Source organism: Alteromonas sp. Cnat3-28, from assembly GCF_022348265.1.
Taxonomy (GTDB): Bacteria; Pseudomonadota; Gammaproteobacteria; order Enterobacterales; family Alteromonadaceae; genus Alteromonas; species Alteromonas macleodii.
In genome coordinates this window covers 36,237-58,211 of sequence record NZ_JAKREY010000010.1, presented here as the reverse complement: position 1 = coordinate 58,211, position 21,975 = coordinate 36,237, and the positions used below count along the sequence as shown (strand labels likewise).

The following is a 21,975-nucleotide window of genomic DNA, read 5'->3' as shown; positions in this document are numbered from 1 at the left end:
GAATAAAAATGAAAACCCGACTGCTATCTCTTGCCACTATTCTGTGCGCGTTTGGGGCGTTTAATGTACAAGCTGAGACAGTTGCTGATGCATTGGAGAAATGTCGCAACACGGATAATAGTTTAAAGCGACTTATGTGCTATGACAGCGTCGCGAAATCACTCAACAAGTACGAAGGTTCAGACGCTCAGATTGAGCAACTACAGGCCTACAAGAGCAACAATGGTAATCAGATGAAGCCTCGCCCAGCGCCTGTCGCTCAGGGACAAGTTCAAGCCTCAGAACCTAAGAATGACTTTGGACTTGAACATAAGCGAGATTTGTCTGACGAAGCTTCTGAGATTGCGGTCACTATCGCTTCGATCAAGAAGAATGTGCGTGATAAGCATGTTATAACTTTCAGCGATGGTTCTGTATGGCAGCAAACTGATGGAACCTATATGAAGCTTAAGGAAGGTCAGTCGGTAGCCGTAGAAAGGGGCTTATTGGGTGCATTTTTCTTAAGTGTAGAAGGGCTTAACAAGCGCATGAAAGTGAAACGCGTAAAATAAATGCCTTGGTTTGATGCTGGCGTCAACTTGCTTGATAAGCGATTTGACGCCGATGAAGTTATACAACGAGCAAAAGATGCAGGGGTAGAAAAACTCTGCATTATCACCACGCACCCCTGTGAATGGGACGCCGCAGTAGCGCTATATAATAAGTATCCAACCCAATGCTGTTACACTATCGGTGTCCATCCTCACAATGCAAAAGATGTCACGCCAAGTGATTACAAGCGGTTACGCGAACTTGCACAACAGAATGGGTGTGTTGCAATTGGTGAATGTGGTCTGGATTTTAATCGCAATTTCTCACCACAGCCCGTTCAATTGGCAGTGTTCGAAGCCCAGTTAGACATTGCGGCTGCATTAGACTTACCCGTGTATCTACATGAAAGGGATGCGTTTGACGAACAAGTCGCGTTATTAACCGAGTATATGCCTCGTATAAAAGGTGGTATTGCCCACTGTTTTACTGGGAATGCAGAGCAGGTTCAGCACTACCTTGCGCTGGGGCTTTACATTGGTATTACTGGCTGGGTATGTGATGAGAAGCGAGGCGAAGCACTACGCGAAGCCGTGAAGTCTATACCTTTAAACCGTCTTATTCTTGAAACAGATGCGCCTTATCTGTTTCCCAAAACCCTTCGACCGAGAAAACGTAATAACGAACCTGCTTTTCTACCCCATATCGCTAAACAATTAGGCGAATATCTGCAAGTTGAGACTGATAAATTACGTATTAGCAGTTATGCTAATAGCTGTGAGTTGTTTTCTCTCAGCTAAACATAGGTTTATATGCAGACAAATCTGAAAGCGATGCGCAAGTATGATGCGGGTCTTATTCTTATCACCCTAGTGGCCGTCGTTGCATTTGTGTCTGTGTTGTTTAGTTTGTCTCCTAACACCAGTGCAACACCACGTTTCTCGCAGCTTACTTATCTCAATGTAGATAATGGCAATGCGCTCGATTTTACTACCATTACTCAAACGCCGCTTACCGACTGGACACCAATATCTTCACCCATTAACTTGGGTATGAACACAAACGTACATTGGTTTTCAATGGTCATTGCGCCAACACAAAGCAATGAAAGTCGATTTCTATTGCACATCGACTATCCCCTTTTAGATAGTTTAGACGTTGCGATTTACAGCCAAATAGGCAGCACGCCTATTGCTACTTATTCAGGTGGCGATGGCCTGCACTTTGACAACCGGCCTGTTTCTCATGTGAAGCCACTATTCCCCCTACCAGTAAGCGCTCAGTCGCAGCGGGTGATTATTCGAGTACAAACCTCTGGCAGCGTACGCCTTCCTATTCGTATATGGGAAGAAACAGAGTTTATTGCCTATACATCAAGCCGTAACCTGGCATTGGGGATATTTTTTGGCATCTTGGTAGCAATGGGCGTGAGTAACGCATTTTTTACGGTAACGACAAGTAACGTGTCGTTCCTTTATTACTCTGGCTATGTAATGAGTTTGGCGCTTATATTGTCGACGTTACACGGCTACGGCTTCTCCTATATGTGGCCGGGAAGCACATGGTTTCAAGGTAAAGCAATTCTTGTGTTTGCTAACGCGACTATTATGTTTGCGGCGATGTTTACGCGAAGCCTACTACCTATTAGAGCCCACAGCGTAAAGCTAGATAAAATCACACAGGCAATCAGCTGGGTGTGCGGGTTGAGTATTATCCTCGGCCTTATCTTACCTTACTCGTTCATGATAAAAGCGTTCTTATTACTGCTCAGCCTCATCGTTATTTTTATTCTTGGCTTGGGTATTTGGCTAACGCTCAAAGGGGTAGTCGTAGCTCGTTATTTTACCATCGCTTGGGGTTTTCTATTAATTAGTGGGCTAAGTGCGAGCCTTGATAACGTTAATATTATTCAGTTGCCTATTTCGTCAAATAACCTGCTGATCATTGGTGGCGCGGTTGAAACGCTCATCTTGGCACTTATCTTAGCGATTAATTATAGCCACAGTCGCGATGATCTCATTGAGGCGCAGCAGTTCGCGCTAGAGCAGGAAAAACAGGCAAATACCGCCAAAGAGAACTTACTTGAAGTACAAAAGCGTTATCAAGATGACCTGGAGTATAAAGTACAAGAACGCACGTTAGAGCTAGAAATTACGTTACGCGAATTGTCTGAAGTTAACCAAGAATTGGAAAGGTTAAATGCAATAGATCCGCTCACGGGAGCGCACAACCGTCGACATTTCGATAAGCGTCTTCGTTCTGAAGGGCGACGCAGTAGACGTGAGCAAACACCATTATCTCTCATCATTGTTGACGTGGATCATTTTAAGCAAATTAATGATAAACACGGACATGATGGTGGTGACGCGTGCTTAATTCACGTCACCAATGTCTTTCAGAAGCACATCCATCGCCCTACAGATGACTTGTGTCGCATAGGTGGTGAAGAGTTTGCCATTATATTGCCTAATACCGATCTTGAAGGCGCTTTTCACGTTGCCGAAAATATGCGAGATAGCCTTGAGTCGACCCCACTTGATTACGAAGGGGAAACCATTAAGCTAACTGCAAGCGCGGGCGTTTCTACAACCATTATTATTGATGAAGAGCACGCGCAAAATCTTTTCAAGTTCGCCGACGAATGCCTTTACGAAGCCAAGGCTGCGGGCCGCAATACAGTAATACATAAACATTTACAGGAAAAACTATGACATCTTCACCTTTCCCTCAAAGAAGAATGCGCAGACTACGCGCCAAAGATGCTTTAAGAGGGCTTGTGGCAGAGCACCGTTTAACCACTGACGATCTCATTTACCCTGTTTTTGTACTACCCGGTGAGAACGCACGAGAAGCCGTACCTTCTATGCCTGGTGTGGAAAGACTTTCTATCGATTTGCTAGTGCAAGAAACGGCGAAATGGGTAGAGCTGGGCATTAGAACGATTGCGCTTTTCCCTGTGACACCTATGTCTCTTAAAACCGAGTGTGCAAGCGAAGCGTTTAATCCTGAAGGGCTTGCTCAGCAAGCTATGAGAGCGCTTAAAAAGGCGTTTCCTGAAGTAATGCTGATGTCTGATATCGCATTAGATCCATTTACGTCTCATGGTCAAGATGGCCTCTTAGACGAAACTGGTTATGTGATGAACGACGAAACAGTCGAGGTGCTCATTAAGCAAGCGTTATCGCATGCTGAAGCTGGCGCTGATATTGTTGCGCCTTCTGACATGATGGATGGGCGCATTGGCAGTATCCGAAAAGCACTTGAAGAAGCAGGTCACATCAATACGTGTATTATGGCTTATTCTGCTAAATACGCGTCTGCGTACTACGGTCCATTTCGTGATGCCGTCGGCTCCGCTGCAAATATAAAGGGCGGCAACAAGAAAACCTATCAAATGGATCCTGCCAACACCGATGAAGCACTCCACGAAATTGCGCTTGATATAGAAGAGGGCGCTGACATGGTAATGGTGAAGCCAGGTATGCCGTATTTAGATGTTGTGCGTCGTTGTAAAGACGAATTTAAAGTACCGACATTCGCCTATCAAGTAAGTGGCGAGTACGCTATGCATCAAGCTGCTTTTGCTAATGGTTGGCTAAATGAAGACGCGGTGATCCTAGAATCGTTATTAGCGTTTAAGCGCGCTGGCGCCGACGGGATTCTGACTTATTTCGCTCCGCAAGCTGCTGCGCTTTTAGCGAAGCAAAACGACAAGTAATACCAACAACCAAAGGTTCGACAACAAAAAGCCGTGCAGTGCACGGCTTTTTTTATGTTTCTTTTCTATTTATCGCAATACATTTAACGCATCCTATCTGTATGTAAGTGGTTACTTACAAACGAGTTCGCAGCCAGCTTTATGCTGAAGCCAGCATTCATTTGCTAGTTCTGCGTTGATCAAAGGATGCGATTTCAGCCAGCCTTCAGGAAAAGTAAGTGTCCACTTACTTTCTTCGCACTGCAAAGTTACTTCTGGTATATGTTTATTCTGACGACGCAGACATAACACCACTGCGATACGTAAAATTCGCAATAAGCCTTTTAGCATTGGACGGTAGTCTTCGTGGTACTTTTCAAATACGTCTGGCTTGATGTTTAATCTATGCTGAGCAACTAAATCGCGGATGGCGGCGCGCTGAAGGCGCGTGAAGCCAGGCAAATCAATGTGACTTAATATGTATTCACCATGCTCATGATGGCGCTTATATTCAATGTGAAGACCTATTTCATGAAGCTGTGCGGCTGCACCTAAAATAGTTTCGGTATCTAAATGACAAATATTCTGTTGTGCACAGAGTTGATGGCATAAAGTAAGCGCTACGTGACTAACCGAGTTCGCGTGACTGGCATCTACATGATAACGATGTTTTGCCTGATTAAGGGTCTGCTGACGACGATCATTCTCGGTAACGTTATCTAACATTCCGTAGATAAGTCCTTCTCGAAGCGCACCACCAGAAATATTCATGTGCTTGATATTTAGCGCTTCAAATAAGCTGATGAGGATCGCTAAACCAGACGGGAAAATAGCTTTTCTGTTATCTTCCAATCCGTCGATATCAAGGGTTTTAATGCTGCCGCATTCAATACATTGCTTTTCTAAATGATACAAATAGTCTAAGCGGATAGCATCACTAATGCCCTGTGCTACAAGAATCTCAGTAATGGCTTGCGGCGTGCCAGATGCACCTAAACAATTCTCCCAATCAAAACACAAAAACGCGCTAGACACATCGGCAATAAGCGCGTGCGCGGCTTGTTTGGCATTGTCGAAATTGTCTTCGGTGATAGTGCCGCCGGTGAAATAGCGTTCCATAAACGTTACACAGCCCATATCCAAACTCTTAAGATGGATAGGCTGCATGTCGTTACCGATAATGATTTCTGTGCTGGCGCCGCCAATATCTATGACTAAGCTATTGCCTTGGTTGGCGGATGTGTAGGCTACGCCAAGATAAATTTGTCGCGCTTCTTCTTCACCGCTAATCACTTCAAGTTTGTGATTGAGAATCTCTTCTGCCTTGCGAATGAATACATGCGCATTGGTTGCCAGTCGCAATGTAGCGGTCGCTACAATTTTAATATTAGAAGGGGGGATATCCTGCAGGCGTTCCGAGAATACTTGCAGGCATTGCCAGCCGCGTTCCATGCTTACGTCATCAAGTGCTAGCTCATCATCTAAACCTGCTGCTAGGCGCACTTTCTGTTTAATTTTCCCTATTATTTGCACACTGCCGTTAACAACGTGAACAATCACCATGTGAAAGCTGTTAGAGCCTAAATCTACGGCGGCGTAATACTCGCCGTAGGTTTGTGCGTCGTGCTGGAGTTCTGCCTGCATAAAACCTCGATTCTTATTGAGTACCTTTACGCCTCACTGTTGCGCTCTGTTGTTTCGGTTTTGAGGCTTTCCACGGCCTCTTCCGTTTCCACGACGTGAAGAATTGCGGTTGTTAGGCGTACGTCTTCTACGTGGTTTTGGAGGCGTTACATCATCAAGTAGAGCACTGCGGTCGTAATCGGTAACCGGTATTGCCTTTTGAATGTATTGCTCAATAGCAGGTAAGTTTAGTGCGTATTTTTCGCAGGCGAAACTAATTGCAACACCACTTTGTCCTGCACGGCCAGTACGACCAATACGGTGTACATAGTCTTCGGCGTCGTCAGGTAAGTCGTAGTTGAATACGTGCGTTACCGCGTCGATATGAAGACCGCGCGCTGCAACGTCGGTTGCGACTAAAATATCAAGGTTGCCTTTGGTGAAATCTTCTAAGATCCCAAGGCGTTTTTTCTGTGGTACATCGCCGCTAAGCAAGCCCACACGATGGCCATCCGCGGTAAGCCAGTCGGTAACTTTCTCACAGCTATTTTTAGTGTTGGCAAAAACAATGGCCTTTTCTGGCCATTCTTCTTCAAGCAGCGTAAGAAGAAGCAGCATCTTGTCGTCATCAGACGGATAAAATAGCTCTTGAGAAACGCGAGTTGCAGTTGTTTGTTCTGGCGCTACCTGTACGTGGGTAGGGTTGTTCATGTGCTCGTAAGCAAGCTCTTGCACGCGGTAGCTAAGTGTAGCTGAAAATAGCATGCTCAAACGTTCACTTGCCGGTGGCATGCGGCGGAATAAAAAGCGGATATCTTTTATAAAGCCTAAATCGAACATGCGGTCGGCTTCATCAAGTACGGCAACCTGAATATTCTTCAGTGTGAACACATTCTGTTTGTAGTAATCCAGTATGCGTCCTGTCGTACCAATTATAATATCTACCCCTTCTTCCAAAGTTTCACGTTGACTTTGGTAACCTTCGCCCCCATAAATCAAACCAAGCGACAATCCAGTATGCTCACTAAGCAGTTTGGCGTCGTTATAAATTTGAACGGCGAGCTCTCTGGTCGGCGCCATGATAATTGCGCGAGGGCCATTTGATTTGCTGTTATCTGCATTTTCTGCTTTGCTTAGCAAATAGTGAAATGTAGCTACCAAAAAGGCAATGGTTTTACCGGTTCCGGTTTGAGCCTGACCTGCAATGTCGTGACCTTCCAATAAAGGAGGCAGTGCAAGTGCTTGAATTGGTGTACAATGTGAAAAATTAGCTGCCGCCAAGGCGTCAACAACCTTGCCGTTAATCGGCAGGTCAGAAAAGTGAGTATCAGTTAAGTGAGTAGGCATAGCTTATAGCTTATCAGTGCTTGCATTAAAAAACAGTTTCTATATAACACTTATGGTCAGGCTGAGACAAATCAGCGACAGACCAATAATGGAGAAAAGAATGAGCGACAAAATTATCCAGTTATCTGACGATAAATTCGAAGCAGATGTTATCAATGCTGAAGGTCCTGTACTGGTTGACTTCTGGGCCGAATGGTGTGGCCCGTGTAAAATGATCGCACCAATCTTGGAAGAAGTTGCGACCGAGTTTGATGGCAAGTTAACAGTTGGCAAGTTGAATGTCGATGAAAATAACGAAACTCCACCTAAATATGGTATTCGTGGTATTCCTACATTACTACTTTTCAAAAACGGTAACGTTGCTGCAACTAAAGTAGGCGCGCTATCTAAAGCTCAATTAACAGAGTTCCTTAACGAAAACCTTTAATTGATTTCAAATTGAAAACCGGTGCTAACGAAGCACCGGTTTTTATTTACGCCACAGGGACTAACGTTTCATTCTAGAAGAGCAAGCCACAAATTATTTAACATTTCGGCGGTAAAACGCTGGACGTTGATTAAATATAGTGCTAACTTTTCTTCAGCGCTCATCCGAGCAGCGTTCTGCTTACGCCCACATCAGGGTGATATCAAATCTAAACTAGAACAGAGTGACTTTAAGTCCTGTAAGCGAAGTTCAAGCACAAAGACCCACCAGTATGAATTTAACTGAATTAAAGAACAAACCAATAAGCGAGTTGGTTAACCTGGCCGAGGAGATGGGCCTGGAAAACATGGCGCGCGCCAGAAAACAAGACATCATTTTCTCAATCCTAAAGACACACGCAAAAAGCGGTGAAGACATCTTTGGTGATGGGGTACTAGAAATTTTACAGGACGGTTTCGGCTTCTTACGCTCAGCTGACTCTTCGTATCTTGCAGGACCAGACGATATTTATGTATCGCCAAGCCAAATTCGACGCTTTAACTTGCGTACCGGTGATACGATTGCCGGGAAAATTCGTCCACCGAAAGACAGTGAACGATACTTCGCCCTGCTAAAAATCCGCGAAGTTAACTTCGACAAGCCTGAAAATTCACGTAATAAAATCCTTTTTGAAAACCTTACACCACTTCACGCAGCAGATCGCTTGCGCATGGAACGTGGTAATGGCTCAACAGAAGACATTACGGCTCGTGTACTAGATTTGGCGTCGCCAATCGGTAAAGGCCAGCGTGGTCTTATCGTAGCGCCACCTAAGGCCGGTAAAACGCTTCTTCTTCAGAATATTGCTCAGTCAATTGCTGCTAACCACCCAGATTGTGAGTTAATGGTATTACTTATTGATGAGCGTCCGGAAGAAGTAACCGAGATGCATCGTCTTGTTCAAGGTGAAGTCGTTGCTTCAACCTTCGATGAGCCAGCAAGTCGTCACGTACAAGTTGCTGAAATGGTTATCGAGAAAGCCAAGCGTCTTGTTGAACACAAAAAAGACGTGGTTATCCTGCTTGACTCGATTACTCGTCTTGCTCGCGCTTACAACACGGTTATCCCATCATCAGGTAAAGTACTTACCGGTGGTGTTGATGCGAATGCTCTTCACAAGCCTAAGCGCTTCTTTGGTGCCGCCCGTAATGTTGAAGAAGGCGGAAGCTTAACGATTATCGCAACAGCGCTTATCGATACCGGCTCTAAAATGGACGAAGTTATCTACGAAGAGTTTAAAGGTACAGGTAACATGGAATTACACCTTAATCGCAAAATCGCGGAAAAACGTGTGTTCCCGGCTATCGACTTCAACCGCTCTGGTACCCGTCGTGAAGAACTGCTTACAGCGCAAGATGAACTACAGAAAATGTGGATCCTTCGCAAAATCGTTCACGAAATGTCAGAAATTGACGCAATGGACTTCCTTATCAGTAAGTTGTCGATGACCAAGACAAACGATGAGTTCTTTGACGCAATGCGTAGACAAAAGAGTTAATAGAAACTTAGTAATAAGTTGATATTTAAGGAAAAGGCGCCACTCGGCGCCTTTTTTATTCCCTGCATCGATAAAGCACTTTTCTTATACTTCCGTCTAATACCCTCAGTCTTGTGAATGGGGTATTTTCGTTTGCTTATTGATTTTTAACAGCAATCGTTAGTTCAATGGTGTGTTCTCCCTTGAGATGATTTACTCTGTCTAAAAAACACCAAAGGAAATAATAGTTATGTACCAGAAATTGCTGTCACTCGCATTTGCAGGGTTGGCCTCTGTGTCAGCTGCTAATGCCGCTCAGATCAATGTTGATGAATTAGCGAATAAAGTCGAGCCTGATGTAATTAAATGGCGTCATCACTTTCATGAATTTCCTGAATTATCGAATCGCGAGTTTAAAACCGCTGAATATGTTGCTGACTACCTTGAAAGCCTAGGTTTAGAAGTGCAGACCGGTGTGGCAAAAACGGGTGTGGTAGCTATTTTAGACTCGGGCAAGCCAGGTCCTGTGGTTGCATTACGTGCAGACATGGATGGACTTCCTGTAAAAGAGCAAAACGATTTGTCCTACCGCTCAAAGCAGATGGGCGAATACAACGGAAAAGAAGTGCCGGTTATGCACGCCTGTGGTCACGATACTCACATGGCAATGCTCATGGGCGCGGCAAAAATTCTTACCGAAATTAAAGGCGACCTGAAAGGTAAAGTGAAGTTTATCTTTCAGCCAGCAGAAGAGGGCGCACCCGCTGGAGAAAAAGGCGGTGCGGAAGTTATGGTTGCTGAAGGTGTACTTAAAAACCCTGATGTAGACGCTATTTTTGGCCTGCATATCAATGCTAACACCGATGTGGGTAAAGTGCGTTATAACGCGGGTGGCACCATGGCCGCGGTAGACCCATTTAAAATTGTTATTCACGGTAAGCAAGCCCACGGCGCTTATCCTTGGAAGAGTGTTGATCCAGTGGTTACCGCTGCGCAAATGATCATGTCAATTCAGACTATAGTAAGTCGTGAGTTGAAATTGATTGACGATGCAGCGGTGGTGTCTATTGGCTCTATTCACGGCGGTAACCGTTCAAACATCATTCCAAATGAAGTAGAAATGGTTGGCACAATTCGTACACTCAATGAAGCCGCTCGCGATCACATTTACGAGTCGCTTCCGCGCAAAGTAAAGGCTATTGCTGAAAGTATGGGCGCAGAAGCAGAACTTACGCTACCGCTAGATTACTATTACCCCATTACGTACAACGACCCAGAGCTTACAAAAGCCATGCTGCCTACTATGCAGCGTACCGCAGGCGTTGAAAATACGCTGCTTTCTAAACCGGTCACGGGGGCGGAAGACTTTTCATTTTTCCAAGAAAAAATTCCAGGTTTATATGTTTGGGTAGGCGGTAAGCCATTAGACGTCTCTGAAGTAGATAGCCCTGCTCATCACACACCGGAATTTTATGTTGATGATGAAGGCATGAAATTAGGCGTGAAGCTTCTAACGAACTTTACCCTAGATTACATGGCTCAACACTAAATCTATTCGCCGGAGACATGCGTTGAAAATTGGCAGTATTTCATTTTCTTTTTCATGGTCTCTGGCCCTTCAAGCACTACTTGTATGTGTGTTAGGTGCGGGTCTTAATGCTCTCAACCCACCTTTTGATAGCACAGGGATAGCTACATTTGGCATAGGTGCGGCAGTCTACGCTTCACTTCGGTTTTCTCCTTTTATTTCCATTCCTATTGCACTTGTTGTCAGCCTTCCCTTATGGCTTAACGACGGGAGCATAGTTGGAAAAGAAAGCCTTACTCTACTGCCTATCGTGCTTAGCTTTTTTGGCTATAACAAGTCGCTTAAACAGGTGATAAAAGTAGGCGCAGGCTTTTGGTCTATTGTCTTTCTGCCCATTCTCGTTTTAGAGCATTCTCTTTATGATGGCGATAACGCAAATATGCTGTTTTCGGGTGTGCTGGTCACCTGGGTAAGCGGTGTATTTGGTCTTGTAACCGGACACTTTTCGTATTTGGCAGTCCACGGGCTTAAGCGACAAACATCAAGTAAGTCCGAGCGGGTTACGCTGCACTTTCTTTTTGGGTACTTCTTTTCCGGTTGCTTCTTCGTTGCTTCCATGGCAGTAATTTATTTGTCGGTAAGTCTGTTTCAACAACAGCAAGAAAGACAAATTCACAGTTACATGTCGCAGCGGGTGAATGTGCTGGAGTTCCAACTTTCGAATTTTATTCAGCAACACCAAAGTGCCATTATTAGCGCAGCGCAAGTGTTGTCTAGCGAGGTATCAAACAGCGATTTCGATAATGCAGCGGTGACAAATTTGCGGGTGTTGGCATCGCACAATCCAGAATTTTTGACCTTCCTCATTGCAGATGACAATGGCGATCTTACCCACGCTTACCCGCCTAGCCTGTTGGATAAGGCAAGACAAAGCGGCTTGTCAAATGTGGCTTACAGGCCGTATTTCTTTGAAGTCATGCAGACAGGTAAACCATTCCTTTCAAATGTATTTCAAGGCCGAGGTTTTGGTAACGATCCAATTGTAGCCTTGTCAGCCCCTATTACAGATGCAGATGGCACTCCAAAAGGTATTGTAGAGGGCTCTTTATCGTTAAAGAGCTTTTCTGCTATTGATAACTTAAGCTTGGGTGGTTTTTTGATGCTCATTGAGGATCAAAAAGGCGAAGTTATCTATGCATCTAAAGGCCTGAAGATGAAGCCACTCACTAAAGCACCTTTTTATATTTGTGAACCTGATTGTGCTGTTGAGGTTGAGAACGGGCCTCATGGGAAAACATGGTTGAGGTTAGCGAAAGATATGCCTTTTGCTAGCTGGAAAGTCAGCTATTACTTCGACAAACGACTGTTAATGGCATCAATGAGTAATTATTTGCTAAAAGACTTACTTCTGCTATTGGCATTATCTGCATTTGGAACATTCACCGGATACGTAGTCGCAAAAATGGTCGGCGCGCCTATTCGTCGCCTTGTTCGCTATATTTCCGAATTCGACCCCACACAAAAAGAAGGTGTTAAAGCACCACAAAGGGCACTGCACATTCAAGAGCTCTCGTCGCTAAGCGATGAGTTCGTGAGTTTAGAAGCCCGATTGCTCGATGCATTTGAAGAGCTAAAGGTTGCAAGAGAAGTAGAGCAAAGCCTGAATGTCGAGCTAGGGGAATTGAATCAGTCTTTGGAAAAGCGCATAGAAGAGAAAACCGAGCACCTTGCGTTAGCGCTTAAAGAAGCGGAAGCCGCGAATGTGGCGAAAACGCAGTTTCTCGCCAACATGAGTCACGAGATTAGAACGCCAATGAACGGCATTATTGGCTCATGTGAATTGATGCTCGAGAATGAGTTGCCGGAAAATGTTTCGGCTAGAGCCAAAACAATTTCACGCTCTGCTAGCAATTTACTTATCATCCTAGACAGTATCTTAGATTGGTCGAAGATTGAATCGGGTAAAATGCTTACCGATATTCAAAGCTGTGCCATTCGCGAGTTACTTGAAGCTTCTTGTGACCTCTACCGTCACGCTGCGCAAGTAAAAGGGTACGATATTGCTTTGTATATTAATCAGGGCGTACCTAACGCACTGAACATTGATGCAGGGAAGGTGAGCCAAATCATCAATAACTTACTTAGTAACGCGATTAAGTTCACCAGCGATGGTGTCGTGACGGTTAACGTCAGCTATGCCCACCAAGGACTTAAAATTTCGGTTACCGATACAGGAATAGGCATTGCTCCCAACAAACTACACCTTATTTTTGATAAGTTTGAGCAAGCCGATCCGTCCACTACTCGAAATTTTGGTGGCACAGGATTAGGTTTGGCCATTTCTAAAGGTTTGGTTGAGCTTCTTGGTGGTGAGCTTTATGTTGAAAGTGAACTGGGTAAAGGAACAAGCTTTACCTTCCACATTCCTGCCACAGTAAGTGAAGAAAAAGAGCATGCAGAAAATGAGGTGATCCCGTCATTACCTGATGGATTACGGGTTTTATTGGCTGAAGACAACGACATTAATGCTGAAATCGTCATGGACATGCTCAAATCGTCCAACATCAAATGTATTAGAACGAAAAACGGGCAAGATGCTGTTAAGGCCGAGAAGAGGCACGATTTCGACGTAATTTTAATGGATTGCCAAATGCCGATCATGGATGGTCATACAGCATCGAAACTTATTCGAAGTGAAGGCAGGAATAAGGACGCGGTCAGGATCATCGCCTTAACCGCCAATGCGTTTATCGAAGACAAAAATGCCTGCTTAGAAGCAGGCATGAATGCGCATTTAAGTAAGCCTATTCGCAAGCAGGTTCTATTTGACTGTATTGCCCGTGAACTTGCTCGCGTTTGAGGCTACATCAGTGTTATCGCTCGGCGCTTCGCTAACGAATCGCAGTACAATATACCCTAAGCACGCCGAGACGAGAGAGCCGGTTAAAATGCCCACACGCTCGTCAAAAATTTGATTGATACCTGTCTGTGCAAAGGCCAGTCCCCCAATGAATAAGCTCATTGTAAAGCCAACGCCGCAAAGTAGCGCACAGCCATAGATATGCTTGAAGTTAAGATCCTCTGGTAACTTAGCCAGCTTTAACTTCACCATTAAGTAGCAAAAACCGAATACGCCAATTTGTTTACCCACAACCAAGCCAAGAAAGATCCCAAAGGTAACAGGATGGAAAATACCCTCCGGACTGATGTTACCAAAACTTATGCCGGCGTTAGCGAAGGCGAATAAAGGTAGGATCGCGAAACTCACCGAGCCATTCAAACCGTGCTCTAGTCGCGTTACCGGAGAATAAGATTCGTCTTTCTCATCCCGCATAGGAATAAAGCCAGCAAGTACGACACCTGCCAGTGTGGCGTGAACGCCTGACTTCAACATGGCTACCCACAGAATGATTCCCACAAAAACATAAGGCGGAATATCTACCACATTGCGTTTATTCATTTGCCACAACAGCAATAAACAACCTGCAGCAATATACAGCGCACCCGCGGTAATGTGCTCGGTGTAAAACAGGGCAATAATTACGATAGCACCGATATCGTCAATAATAGCCAGGGTGACTAAGAAAACTTTCAGGCTCGTAGGTACTCGACTACCTAGTAGCGCCAAAATACCTAACGCAAACGCGATGTCAGTAGCGGCGGGAATTGCCCACCCTGCAATGGCTACGGGGTTGTCCCAGTTGATGCCTACATATATCAAGGCGGGTAGTGCCATACCACCTACAGCACCCGCTGCGGGTAAAATAATATCTTTGGGATTGGCCAATTCACCTTCGCAGATTTCCCGCTTCAGTTCCAGACCCACGTGAAAAAAGAACACCGCCATTAACCCGTCGTTAATCCACAGCAATAATGGCTTATCGATAGCCCACGTACCGGCTGATATTTGTACCGGCATACTGATTAAATGATCGTAAAGCGTATCTAGGGGAGAATTAGCAATAATGAGCGCAAGAATCGTTGCACCCATTAACAATATGCCGGGAGCGGCTTCGCGATTTAAGAAGTCAGAGACCACGTCTTGTACTTCTTCTATCACTTCATCAAGTACGTCGGGTTCGTGTTTATCTGTCATCAATAACCTCTAACGCCCGTTCATGGTCAACGTCGCAAAATGTGGAAATAAAAGCGTTCGTTAATCCGTGTAGTCAGGCAACTTTTCTACATAAATTAATTATAGTTAATACGACTGACAGCGAAGAGATAGATCACCCTTATAAGAGAGTAGCCTCAACAACCCTTAAGCGAGTGGCGCTATAATTGACGCCATTTACGGTGGGATTTTGAACGGTTTTACGCTACAATCGCGGCCTTTCCAAGGTTGTCCACTTTACCTACCCCGAGGATCTCTAGATGGCAAAAGTCGCGATTGTAATGGGTTCAACTTCAGACTGGCCTACTATGCAGCAGGCCGCAAAAATGCTGAAGTCGTTTGGTGTTGAATTTGAAGCGCAGGTGGTGTCCGCGCACCGTACACCCAACTTGCTAGTAGAGTTTGCAGAAAGCGCTGCAGATGAAGGTTTTAGCGCAATCATTGCTGGCGCAGGCGGCGCAGCTCACTTACCGGGTATGATTGCTGCACACACGCATTTACCTGTGTTTGGCTGCCCGGTTAAATCAAAGGCGCTCAACGGATTAGACTCACTGCTTTCTATCGTTCAAATGCCGAAAGGTGTTGCGGTAGGTACACTGGCAATAGGTGAGGCTGGTGCAGCAAATGCGGGTCTTCTCGCGGCACAAGTTGTTGCGCTGCAAGACGAAAGCGTACGCAATGCCGTTATCGCTTTTAGAAAATCGCAAACTGATACGGTACTTGCTTCAAGCAATACGTTGGAGCTAGATGAATGAGAGTAGTCGTTTACGGCGCAGGCCAACTTGCTCAAATGATGTACCTGGCGGGAAGCCCGTTAGGTATTGACGTTCAAGCTGTGGACGTAAACAACGATACCGTTGTACATCCAGTTAGCAAAACCCCTCTTGAAATCTCACTTGCTCAAGCATTAGAAGGTGCAGATGCTCTTACCGTAGAATTTGAGCATGTACCTGAAAGGCTTCTTGAAGACGCGGCGAAAACAAACAAGTTGATGCCGAATATCGACAGCATTCTTGTTGGCGCCGATCGCGTACGTGAGAAAAAGCTGCTTGAAAGCATGCAGGTGGCAAATTGTGAGCACCACATAGTTACCGACCTTGCCCAGTTAGACGATTGCGTAAAGCAGCTGGGTAGCAAACTCATTCTTAAGGCTAGCCGCGATGGCTATGACGGATATGGTCAATGGCGTTTAAGTGATGAGGCTGACTTACCTGAACTAAAAAATGCACTTCAGGGGTTAGATTTGCAGACCGTGCCTTTAGTGGTTGAAAAAATGGTGGCTTTCGACAGAGAGTTGTCATTAATCGGTGTACGCAATGCTAATGGCGACGTACGCACCTATCCACTTGCTGAAAATTTGCATCACCAAGGTCAACTTCATGTGTCGGTTGCACCAGCGACTAACGTTGATGACGCACTTCAGGCCCAGGCTCACGATATTTTTGTGAAACTTGCTGAGGGTATGAACTACGTCGGTGTGCTGGCTGTGGAACTATTCCAAGTAGGCGACAAGCTACTTGTAAACGAACTTGCTCCTCGTGTACATAACTCCGGGCACTGGAGCCAGTCGGGCGCTGTAACCAGCCAGTTTGAAAATCACTTACGTGCAGTCTGTGGATTGCCTCTTGGTGACACGTCAGCCATTGGCCCAAGCGCTATGGTCAACATTATTGGTTGCAGCAGCTTCTCGCGCGATTTGCTAAGCATCGATGGTAGTCATCTTCACTGGTACGGAAAATCTGTTCGTGAAAAGCGCAAGATGGGACACATCAATGTCACCACGAATAGTTATGAAAGCTTGGGTGAAAAGCTCATGGCATTGAGCAAATATTTACCACTTGAGTACTTCCCAAAATTAGTTGGTGAAGCAACGCGATTAAAAGGTTGACACCCACGCGTTTATCGCTAGAATACGCATCCGCTGTCTAGGCAGCGGTTTTTAAAGTGTGCCGACTTAGCTCAGTTGGTAGAGCAACTGACTTGTAATCAGTAGGTCGCCAGTTCGATTCCGGCAGTCGGCACCATTTTTCTTTTTTCCTATGCCAATCTTACGTACACTTGCTTACGAGTATTCATTCGGAGCAGACTGTATGTCATTTTTTTCCAAATCACTTAAACCGTTAGTTATCGTAACTGGCTTATTTTCTTTAAGCATGTCTGCGACTATTTACGCGCATGGCAATGACCATGATAACCATCACATGCCAAAAGAGCAGCACAAGCACGCCAGTAAGCAATCAGAAGTAATGGTAATGAATGGTTATGCCAGAGCGACCTTTGCTTTGGCAAAAACCGGTGCAGTGTACTTTACTTTGCATAATCATAGTGACAGCGATAAAACACTGACGTCTGTTTCAGTATCAAGCGATGTAGCAAGTGAAGCGCAAATCCACACAACGGTGATGGAGGAAGACGTGATGAAAATGCGTGAGCTAACTGACGGCGTTATAATAAAAGCGGGCGAAATGGCCTCTTTTGAATCAGGCGGCCGTCATATCATGTTGATGGGGCTGACCAAAGGATTAGAAGAGGGCAGCGAAGTAGCACTAACCCTCACATTTAGCGATGGGAGTGAACTACCGGTTTTGCTACCTGTTAAAAAAGAAGCGGGCGAAAGCCACCATCACCACCATTAATAGAGTGGCTGAGGCAGAATGTATAAAGTCATCGATTAATGCGATGAATGCAATCAACTAAACCGTTAATCTAAATCAAAATTTCTGTAGTACTATTAACTTATATTATTTAAACCAAGATTTTTCAGCGCCGATGAATGGACTGAAGGTAAATCTAAAAAGGGTTTTAACGTTAAGGAGTGTGACATGAGCAAGATTGATATTGGTATTTCTGAGAGCGATCGTAACGCAGTAGCAGAAGGCCTTAAGAAGTTATTGGCCGACTCTTACACTTTGTACCTTCAAACGCATAATTTTCATTGGAACGTAGAAGGTCCGCAGTTCCGTGAATTGCACCTAATGTTTGAAGAGCATTACACAGAGCTTGCCGAAGCGGTAGACGAAATTGCAGAGCGTATTCGTACTCTAGGTGTTGCTGCACCGGGCACATATAAGTCGTTCGCTGAGCTTAGTTCAATTGAAGAAGTGGAAGGTGTACCTGAAGCGACGGAAATGGTGAGATTGTTAACTCACGGTCATGAGCAAGTTGTGAAAACCTGCCGTGAATCGTTAAAGCTAGCACAAGACGCTGACGATGAGTCATCTGCAGCGTTAATTGGCGATCGTATGCGCGTTCATGAAAAAACTGCGTGGATGCTTCGTGCAACATTACCGAAGTAAATCGCTACATAAGTGCGGTGACAGTGATTTAACATAGGCTTAATCGGCCAGTCACCTTTATCGCATAAGCAAGTAAAATTATCACAAAGGGTACAGCAGCGCTGTGCCCTTTTTTGTATACTGCCTTCCACTAAGAATAATAGAAGAATCCTGTGTGAACGCGCACACGGCTTTTTAAAATGAGGCTCCTAGCGATGAAACCATCAACTATTTTAGCTGTACCATTCAAACCTGTGAGCGCGCTAGCGCAGTCACTTACTTGTGTATTGGCGCTTACGATCAGCCAATCCGCTTTAGCTCACGGAGATCATAAACATGGCGAAGCGCATGAAATCACCGACAGCGATATTACCGTAACCACGCTCGCTGAAGGGCTTGTTCATCCTTGGGGAATGGCATTTTTGCCAAATGGCGATCTGCTAGTTACGGAACGTGAAGGTGGCATTCAGCGTTTATCAAAAGACGGTAAGTTGTCAGGACGTCTAGGTAATGTGCCTAAGGTGGTTGCGCAAAACCAAGGTGGTATGTTGGACATCGCTATCGACCCGGATTTTGCCAGCAACAACACTATCTACTTCTGTTACAGCAAAGCGAGTGAGGTTGAGGGCAAGCCGGGCAGCAGTAGCAGTGTTGCAAAGGCTAAGCTTACCGACTCAGGCCTTGAAAATGTTGACGTTATCTTTAGTGCCGACTCAATTGTGGATAACGGCTTTCACTTTGGCTGTCGTTTAGCGTTCGATGCTAAAAAGCACTTGTACATCACCATGGGCGACCGCTACAAGTACATGAAAGAAGCGCAGAACACCGATAACCACTTCGGTAAAATTGTACGCATAAACCGTGACGGCAGCGCAGTAGAAGATAACCCATTCACAGACGGCAAAGCCCCTGAAATATTCAGCTATGGTCACCGCAACGTGCAAGGCGTTACTATTCATCCTGAAACTGGTGCGGTATGGGCGATGGAGCATGGCCCGAAAGGTGGTGATGAAATCAATATCCTTGAACGCGGTGCAAACTACGGTTGGCCTGTGATTACCTATGGTGTTGACTATAGTGGCGACATTATCAGCGACAAAACCCATATGGATGGCATGAAGCAGCCTTGGGTGTATTGGGACCCATCAATTGCGCCAAGCGGCCTAACGTTCTACCAAGGTGAAATGTTCAAAGAATGGAACGGGGATGTACTGGTGGGGTCGTTGAAGTTTACTCACCTTCGTCGCATAAAAGTAGAAGATGGAAAGCCCGCAGAGCAGTTTGAATATGTTCGTGACAATCACGCCCGTATTCGCGACGTTGAAGTTGGCCCAGAAGGTGCCATTTACTTACTGACCGATGCACCGAACGGCAAAGTATTAAAGCTAACCAAATAGCATAGTACCAGTCCGCATAGATAAGTGCTCACTCAGAAGGCGCTGGCAAGCTTCATAGCAAAGCGTGGGAATGCAGGAATGGCTGTTCCCTTTCAAATTCTGGTATAAGACGTAGAATGAGAAAAGGCGCCACTTCATTGTTATTGTAAAATGAAGTAAGCGCCTTTTTTATTTATAAGGACATCGGGTCTCGTATTGACTTATTCGCCGTCGTTATTCTTCTTGTAGCGTTCAAACCACGCCACAATATTTCCTACTTTCTGTATTAAGCGAGAAGGGCGGCTTGCAATGCCGTGTGAAGCCCCTGGAATTCGCACCATTGCAGCATCTACACCTTGTAACTTCAACGCTTGATAATACTGCTCTGTCTCGCTAATTGGCGTACGGTGATCGGCTTCACCGGTTAGCAGCATAGTGGGTGTTACTACGTTGCCCACTAAGCTCAAAGGGCTACGCTGCCATAACTTATCCGCGATATTCCATGGCATATCTGCCATCCAGTAGTTGCTAAAGTACGGGTACGCGTCGGCAGTCAATGAAAAGCTCATCCAGTTAATAACCGGCTTCGCCACAACAGCTGCACTAAAGCGGTCAGTTTTACCAATGGACCATGCGGTAAGGGTTCCGCCGCCTGAGCCGCCAGTAATAAACAGATTCTCTGAATCTATATAGCCTTGCTTAACAACCGCGTCTACCACATCCATTAGGTCGTTATAATCTTCTGATGGGTAGTTATGGTGGATCAAATTACCAAAGTCTTCACCGTAAGAGCTACTGCCCCTTGGGTTGGACCATACAACCACATAACCTTGCGCGGCCATTAGCTGAATTTCCATGGCAAAGTGAGGGCCGTAGGCTGCATGTGGGCCGCCATGAATTTCTAAAATTAGCGGGTATTTTTTGCTGCTATCAAATCCTGGTGGCAAAGCAATCCATGCGTCGAGAGGTAGCTCGTCCACACTTGATACTACGGAAAGATCTTGTACTTCTGCCAGCGTTTTATGACCAAGTGCATCGCTGTTTAAATCGGTAAGTTGTGTATCGTCTTTGCCTTTTTTATAAAGCGCCAGGTCGCCAGGCACAGAGCGGCTTGCCGTGGTGTAAACAATATCGCCTTTATCACTAACTGCGAAGTCGCCCGACGTGTAAGGGCGTCCAAAAGCTTGTCCACCTATGCTAACGTCGATAGGTTTCACATCGCCTTTCAGGTTCACTGCAGCAAGTTTCGTTTCGCCGTGATCAAGGTAAGAAAAGATTAATCCTCGGCTGTCTTTGCGCCACTCAAATTTGCCTAAGCTTCTATCTAGTGACGTAGTTAAACGGGTGATGTCGCCACTTTCAAGCTCAAGTACCACAAGGTCGCCATTCTGATAAGAAAGCTTTCTGTCGTTGAGCTGAGTAAATGCAAGGTATTTTCCGTCGGGACTCAAAGTTGGTCTACCTTCAGGCCCTTCGATATCGGTAACTTGTTCAACTGCCGCTGTATTTACATTCACTTTATAGATGTCGCTAAACAAAGGATGCAGCGCGTAGTCTTCTCGTTGTGGTGTGGCGAAGTAAATCCAGTCATTCTCTTTAGAGAAAGAAAGGGTGCCGCCGCTAGGGAATTTTCCAGTTGTTAACTGACGCGGCGTACCGCCTTCAACAGGCAGAACAAATATCTGGTCAAAGCCTTCACGCAAGTAGCCTCTTCCGTCACCTCTATACTGCACCGCATCAATATAGGTGCCTTGGTCAGCCCACTTTGCTCCTTTAGGCTTGCTCGGCATGCCGGTAAACAATGGCTTTTGCTTTTCTTCGGTAAACTGGGTGAAGGCTAAGGTTTTGCTGTCATGAGACCAGGTTAACTGACGAGGTGCTTCGCTGGTATTGGTCAAGCGCACAGACTGCATGGTATCTAAGTAATAGAGATGGATTTGTGCGCGGCCGTTGACCGATTTTGTATATGCCACCATTTTACCGTTGGGCGATAAGGTAGCCTGTGACAAGTTTTCATCTACACCAATAAACGGGCGATGCTCACCGGATTTAATATTTACTTGCCAAAGTCGGCTTTGTCTTCCGTCAGTCATGACATCCATGCTCTGACGAGAATAAATTACCGTATCCTTATTAAGAAACTGTGGGTTGGCCACAAATTCTAAGTTAAAGGTGTCATCGTATGTCAGCGCATTTAAGCTAGTCGAATCAGAGGCAGATTCCTGCAATGCATTGGCCTGACTTATACCTAAAACCAACAGTGATAATGCAGTCGAGGTAACACATAAGCCTTTTCGTACTGGTCGAAAGGCGAAACGAGACGCAAACATAGTTGTTCCTTTTGTTATTGTTTTTTGCGCTGAGCGCGATAGGTAGAATGTTCGCTGTCGTGTGCTTAGCGTAAATCCTAACGCAAATGTAGCAACCTGCGAACGTTGTCTCTAACCATATCGCTTTCGTTTCTTTTATGTAAAGCGCGTGCGGTGAAGAGGCTGGATTGTCCGTTAAAATTACATATCCAACATTAAGCGCAACGTTTAACAA

Annotated in this window: 17 protein-coding genes and 1 tRNA gene; 14 read left to right on the top strand and 4 right to left on the bottom strand. The window is 45.3% G+C overall.

Annotation, left to right across the window (positions count from 1 at the left end; translation table 11 throughout):
* Window positions 1–8 precede the first annotated feature (8 nt).
* Genes MHM87_RS11785 through hemB form a run of 4 tightly spaced genes read left to right on the top strand, consistent with a single transcriptional unit; the run spans window position 9 to window position 4,246 of the window.
* Complete coding sequence (locus tag MHM87_RS11785; RefSeq protein ID WP_014948089.1) at window positions 9–551, top strand: hypothetical protein; 543 nt, start codon at window positions 9–11, stop codon at window positions 549–551.
* The gene (locus MHM87_RS11780; protein WP_239259212.1) at window positions 552–1,328 is read left to right on the top strand and encodes a TatD family hydrolase; all 777 of its coding nucleotides are present in this window, start codon (window positions 552–554) and stop codon (window positions 1,326–1,328) included.
* Between the two features lie 12 nt (window positions 1,329–1,340).
* The gene (locus MHM87_RS11775; protein ID WP_239259210.1) at window positions 1,341–3,239 is read left to right on the top strand and encodes a diguanylate cyclase; all 1,899 of its coding nucleotides are present in this window, start codon (window positions 1,341–1,343) and stop codon (window positions 3,237–3,239) included.
* On the top strand, window positions 3,236–4,246 hold the full coding sequence (hemB, locus tag MHM87_RS11770) for a porphobilinogen synthase (protein WP_039225046.1): 1,011 nt from the start codon (window positions 3,236–3,238) through the stop codon (window positions 4,244–4,246). The genes MHM87_RS11775 and hemB overlap by 4 nt, the downstream gene beginning before the upstream one ends.
* Window positions 4,247–4,357: 111 nt before the next feature.
* Here the strand turns inward: hemB and MHM87_RS11765 are convergent, their stop codons facing one another.
* The gene (locus tag MHM87_RS11765; protein WP_014948093.1) at window positions 4,358–5,869 is read right to left on the bottom strand and encodes a hypothetical protein; all 1,512 of its coding nucleotides are present in this window, start codon (window positions 5,867–5,869) and stop codon (window positions 4,358–4,360) included.
* A gap of 33 nt (window positions 5,870–5,902) precedes the next feature.
* On the bottom strand, window positions 5,903–7,195 hold the full coding sequence (gene rhlB, locus MHM87_RS11760; RefSeq protein WP_014975523.1) for an ATP-dependent RNA helicase RhlB: 1,293 nt from the start codon (window positions 7,193–7,195) through the stop codon (window positions 5,903–5,905).
* A 100-nt stretch (window positions 7,196–7,295) separates the two neighbouring features.
* On the opposite strand from rhlB, the gene trxA reads away from it, so the two are divergent.
* The 4 genes from trxA to MHM87_RS11740 all read left to right on the top strand — a co-directional run bounded on the left by trxA (window position 7,296) and on the right by MHM87_RS11740 (window position 13,526).
* Window positions 7,296–7,622: a thioredoxin TrxA gene (gene trxA, locus MHM87_RS11755; protein WP_012517074.1), complete on the top strand. Its 327-nt coding sequence runs from the start codon at window positions 7,296–7,298 to the stop codon at window positions 7,620–7,622.
* A 271-nt stretch (window positions 7,623–7,893) separates the two neighbouring features.
* Window positions 7,894–9,159 (top strand): transcription termination factor Rho, encoded by a 1,266-nt coding sequence (rho, locus tag MHM87_RS11750; RefSeq protein WP_014948094.1) that lies wholly within the window; start codon window positions 7,894–7,896, stop codon window positions 9,157–9,159.
* Between the two features lie 229 nt (window positions 9,160–9,388).
* Complete coding sequence (locus MHM87_RS11745; protein ID WP_239259208.1) at window positions 9,389–10,687, top strand: amidohydrolase; 1,299 nt, start codon at window positions 9,389–9,391, stop codon at window positions 10,685–10,687.
* A 22-nt stretch (window positions 10,688–10,709) separates the two neighbouring features.
* A complete protein-coding gene (locus tag MHM87_RS11740) occupies window positions 10,710–13,526 on the top strand; it encodes an ATP-binding protein (protein ID WP_239259205.1) in 2,817 nt (938 codons plus the stop codon).
* Here MHM87_RS11740 and nhaA read toward each other — a convergent pair.
* Window positions 13,488–14,762, bottom strand: a complete 1,275-nt coding sequence (nhaA, locus tag MHM87_RS11735; protein WP_014948097.1) for a Na+/H+ antiporter NhaA — start codon at window positions 14,760–14,762, stop codon at window positions 13,488–13,490. The genes MHM87_RS11740 and nhaA overlap by 39 nt on opposite strands.
* A 278-nt stretch (window positions 14,763–15,040) precedes the next feature.
* Between nhaA and purE the strand changes: the two genes are divergently transcribed.
* The 6 genes from purE to MHM87_RS11705 all read left to right on the top strand — a co-directional run bounded on the left by purE (window position 15,041) and on the right by MHM87_RS11705 (window position 19,452).
* Window positions 15,041–15,535 carry a 5-(carboxyamino)imidazole ribonucleotide mutase gene (gene purE, locus MHM87_RS11730; protein ID WP_239259203.1) on the top strand — a complete coding sequence of 165 codons (495 nt, stop codon included), beginning with the start codon at window positions 15,041–15,043 and terminating at the stop codon, window positions 15,533–15,535.
* The gene (locus tag MHM87_RS11725; protein ID WP_239259201.1) at window positions 15,532–16,668 is read left to right on the top strand and encodes a 5-(carboxyamino)imidazole ribonucleotide synthase; all 1,137 of its coding nucleotides are present in this window, start codon (window positions 15,532–15,534) and stop codon (window positions 16,666–16,668) included. Before purE ends, MHM87_RS11725 begins: the two co-directional genes overlap by 4 nt.
* Before the next feature lie 60 nt (window positions 16,669–16,728).
* A tRNA-Thr gene (locus tag MHM87_RS11720) sits at window positions 16,729–16,804 on the top strand.
* Between the two features lie 66 nt (window positions 16,805–16,870).
* Entirely contained in the window at window positions 16,871–17,416 is a 546-nt protein-coding gene (locus tag MHM87_RS11715; protein WP_014975526.1) for a copper chaperone PCu(A)C, read from the top strand.
* Between the two features lie 186 nt (window positions 17,417–17,602).
* Window positions 17,603–18,076: a Dps family protein gene (locus MHM87_RS11710; protein WP_014948101.1), complete on the top strand. Its 474-nt coding sequence runs from the start codon at window positions 17,603–17,605 to the stop codon at window positions 18,074–18,076.
* Between the two features lie 194 nt (window positions 18,077–18,270).
* Window positions 18,271–19,452: a PQQ-dependent sugar dehydrogenase gene (locus tag MHM87_RS11705; protein ID WP_131137143.1), complete on the top strand. Its 1,182-nt coding sequence runs from the start codon at window positions 18,271–18,273 to the stop codon at window positions 19,450–19,452.
* Between the two features lie 200 nt (window positions 19,453–19,652).
* On the opposite strand, the gene MHM87_RS11700 is transcribed toward MHM87_RS11705, so the two are convergent.
* A complete protein-coding gene (locus MHM87_RS11700; RefSeq protein ID WP_239259199.1) occupies window positions 19,653–21,761 on the bottom strand; it encodes a S9 family peptidase in 2,109 nt (702 codons plus the stop codon).
* Window positions 21,762–21,975 lie beyond the last annotated feature (214 nt).

Excerpts from the sequence above, each read along its gene's own strand:
- MHM87_RS11785 (WP_014948089.1), top strand. The coding sequence starts at position 9 with ATGAAAACCCGACTGCTATCTCTTGCCACTATTCTGTGCGCGTTTGGG.
- MHM87_RS11780 (WP_239259212.1), top strand. The coding sequence starts at position 552 with ATGCCTTGGTTTGATGCTGGCGTCAACTTGCTTGATAAGCGATTTGAC.
- MHM87_RS11775 (WP_239259210.1), top strand. The coding sequence starts at position 1,341 with ATGCAGACAAATCTGAAAGCGATGCGCAAGTATGATGCGGGTCTTATT.
- hemB (WP_039225046.1), top strand. The coding sequence starts at position 3,236 with ATGACATCTTCACCTTTCCCTCAAAGAAGAATGCGCAGACTACGCGCC.
- MHM87_RS11765 (WP_014948093.1), bottom strand. The coding sequence starts at position 5,869 with ATGCAGGCAGAACTCCAGCACGACGCACAAACCTACGGCGAGTATTAC.
- rhlB (WP_014975523.1), bottom strand. The coding sequence starts at position 7,195 with ATGCCTACTCACTTAACTGATACTCACTTTTCTGACCTGCCGATTAAC.
- trxA (WP_012517074.1), top strand. The coding sequence starts at position 7,296 with ATGAGCGACAAAATTATCCAGTTATCTGACGATAAATTCGAAGCAGAT.
- rho (WP_014948094.1), top strand. The coding sequence starts at position 7,894 with ATGAATTTAACTGAATTAAAGAACAAACCAATAAGCGAGTTGGTTAAC.
- MHM87_RS11745 (WP_239259208.1), top strand. The coding sequence starts at position 9,389 with ATGTACCAGAAATTGCTGTCACTCGCATTTGCAGGGTTGGCCTCTGTG.
- nhaA (WP_014948097.1), bottom strand. The coding sequence starts at position 14,762 with ATGACAGATAAACACGAACCCGACGTACTTGATGAAGTGATAGAAGAA.
- purE (WP_239259203.1), top strand. The coding sequence starts at position 15,041 with ATGGCAAAAGTCGCGATTGTAATGGGTTCAACTTCAGACTGGCCTACT.
- MHM87_RS11725 (WP_239259201.1), top strand. The coding sequence starts at position 15,532 with ATGAGAGTAGTCGTTTACGGCGCAGGCCAACTTGCTCAAATGATGTAC.
- MHM87_RS11715 (WP_014975526.1), top strand. The coding sequence starts at position 16,871 with ATGTCATTTTTTTCCAAATCACTTAAACCGTTAGTTATCGTAACTGGC.
- MHM87_RS11710 (WP_014948101.1), top strand. The coding sequence starts at position 17,603 with ATGAGCAAGATTGATATTGGTATTTCTGAGAGCGATCGTAACGCAGTA.
- MHM87_RS11705 (WP_131137143.1), top strand. The coding sequence starts at position 18,271 with ATGAAACCATCAACTATTTTAGCTGTACCATTCAAACCTGTGAGCGCG.
- MHM87_RS11700 (WP_239259199.1), bottom strand. The coding sequence starts at position 21,761 with ATGTTTGCGTCTCGTTTCGCCTTTCGACCAGTACGAAAAGGCTTATGT.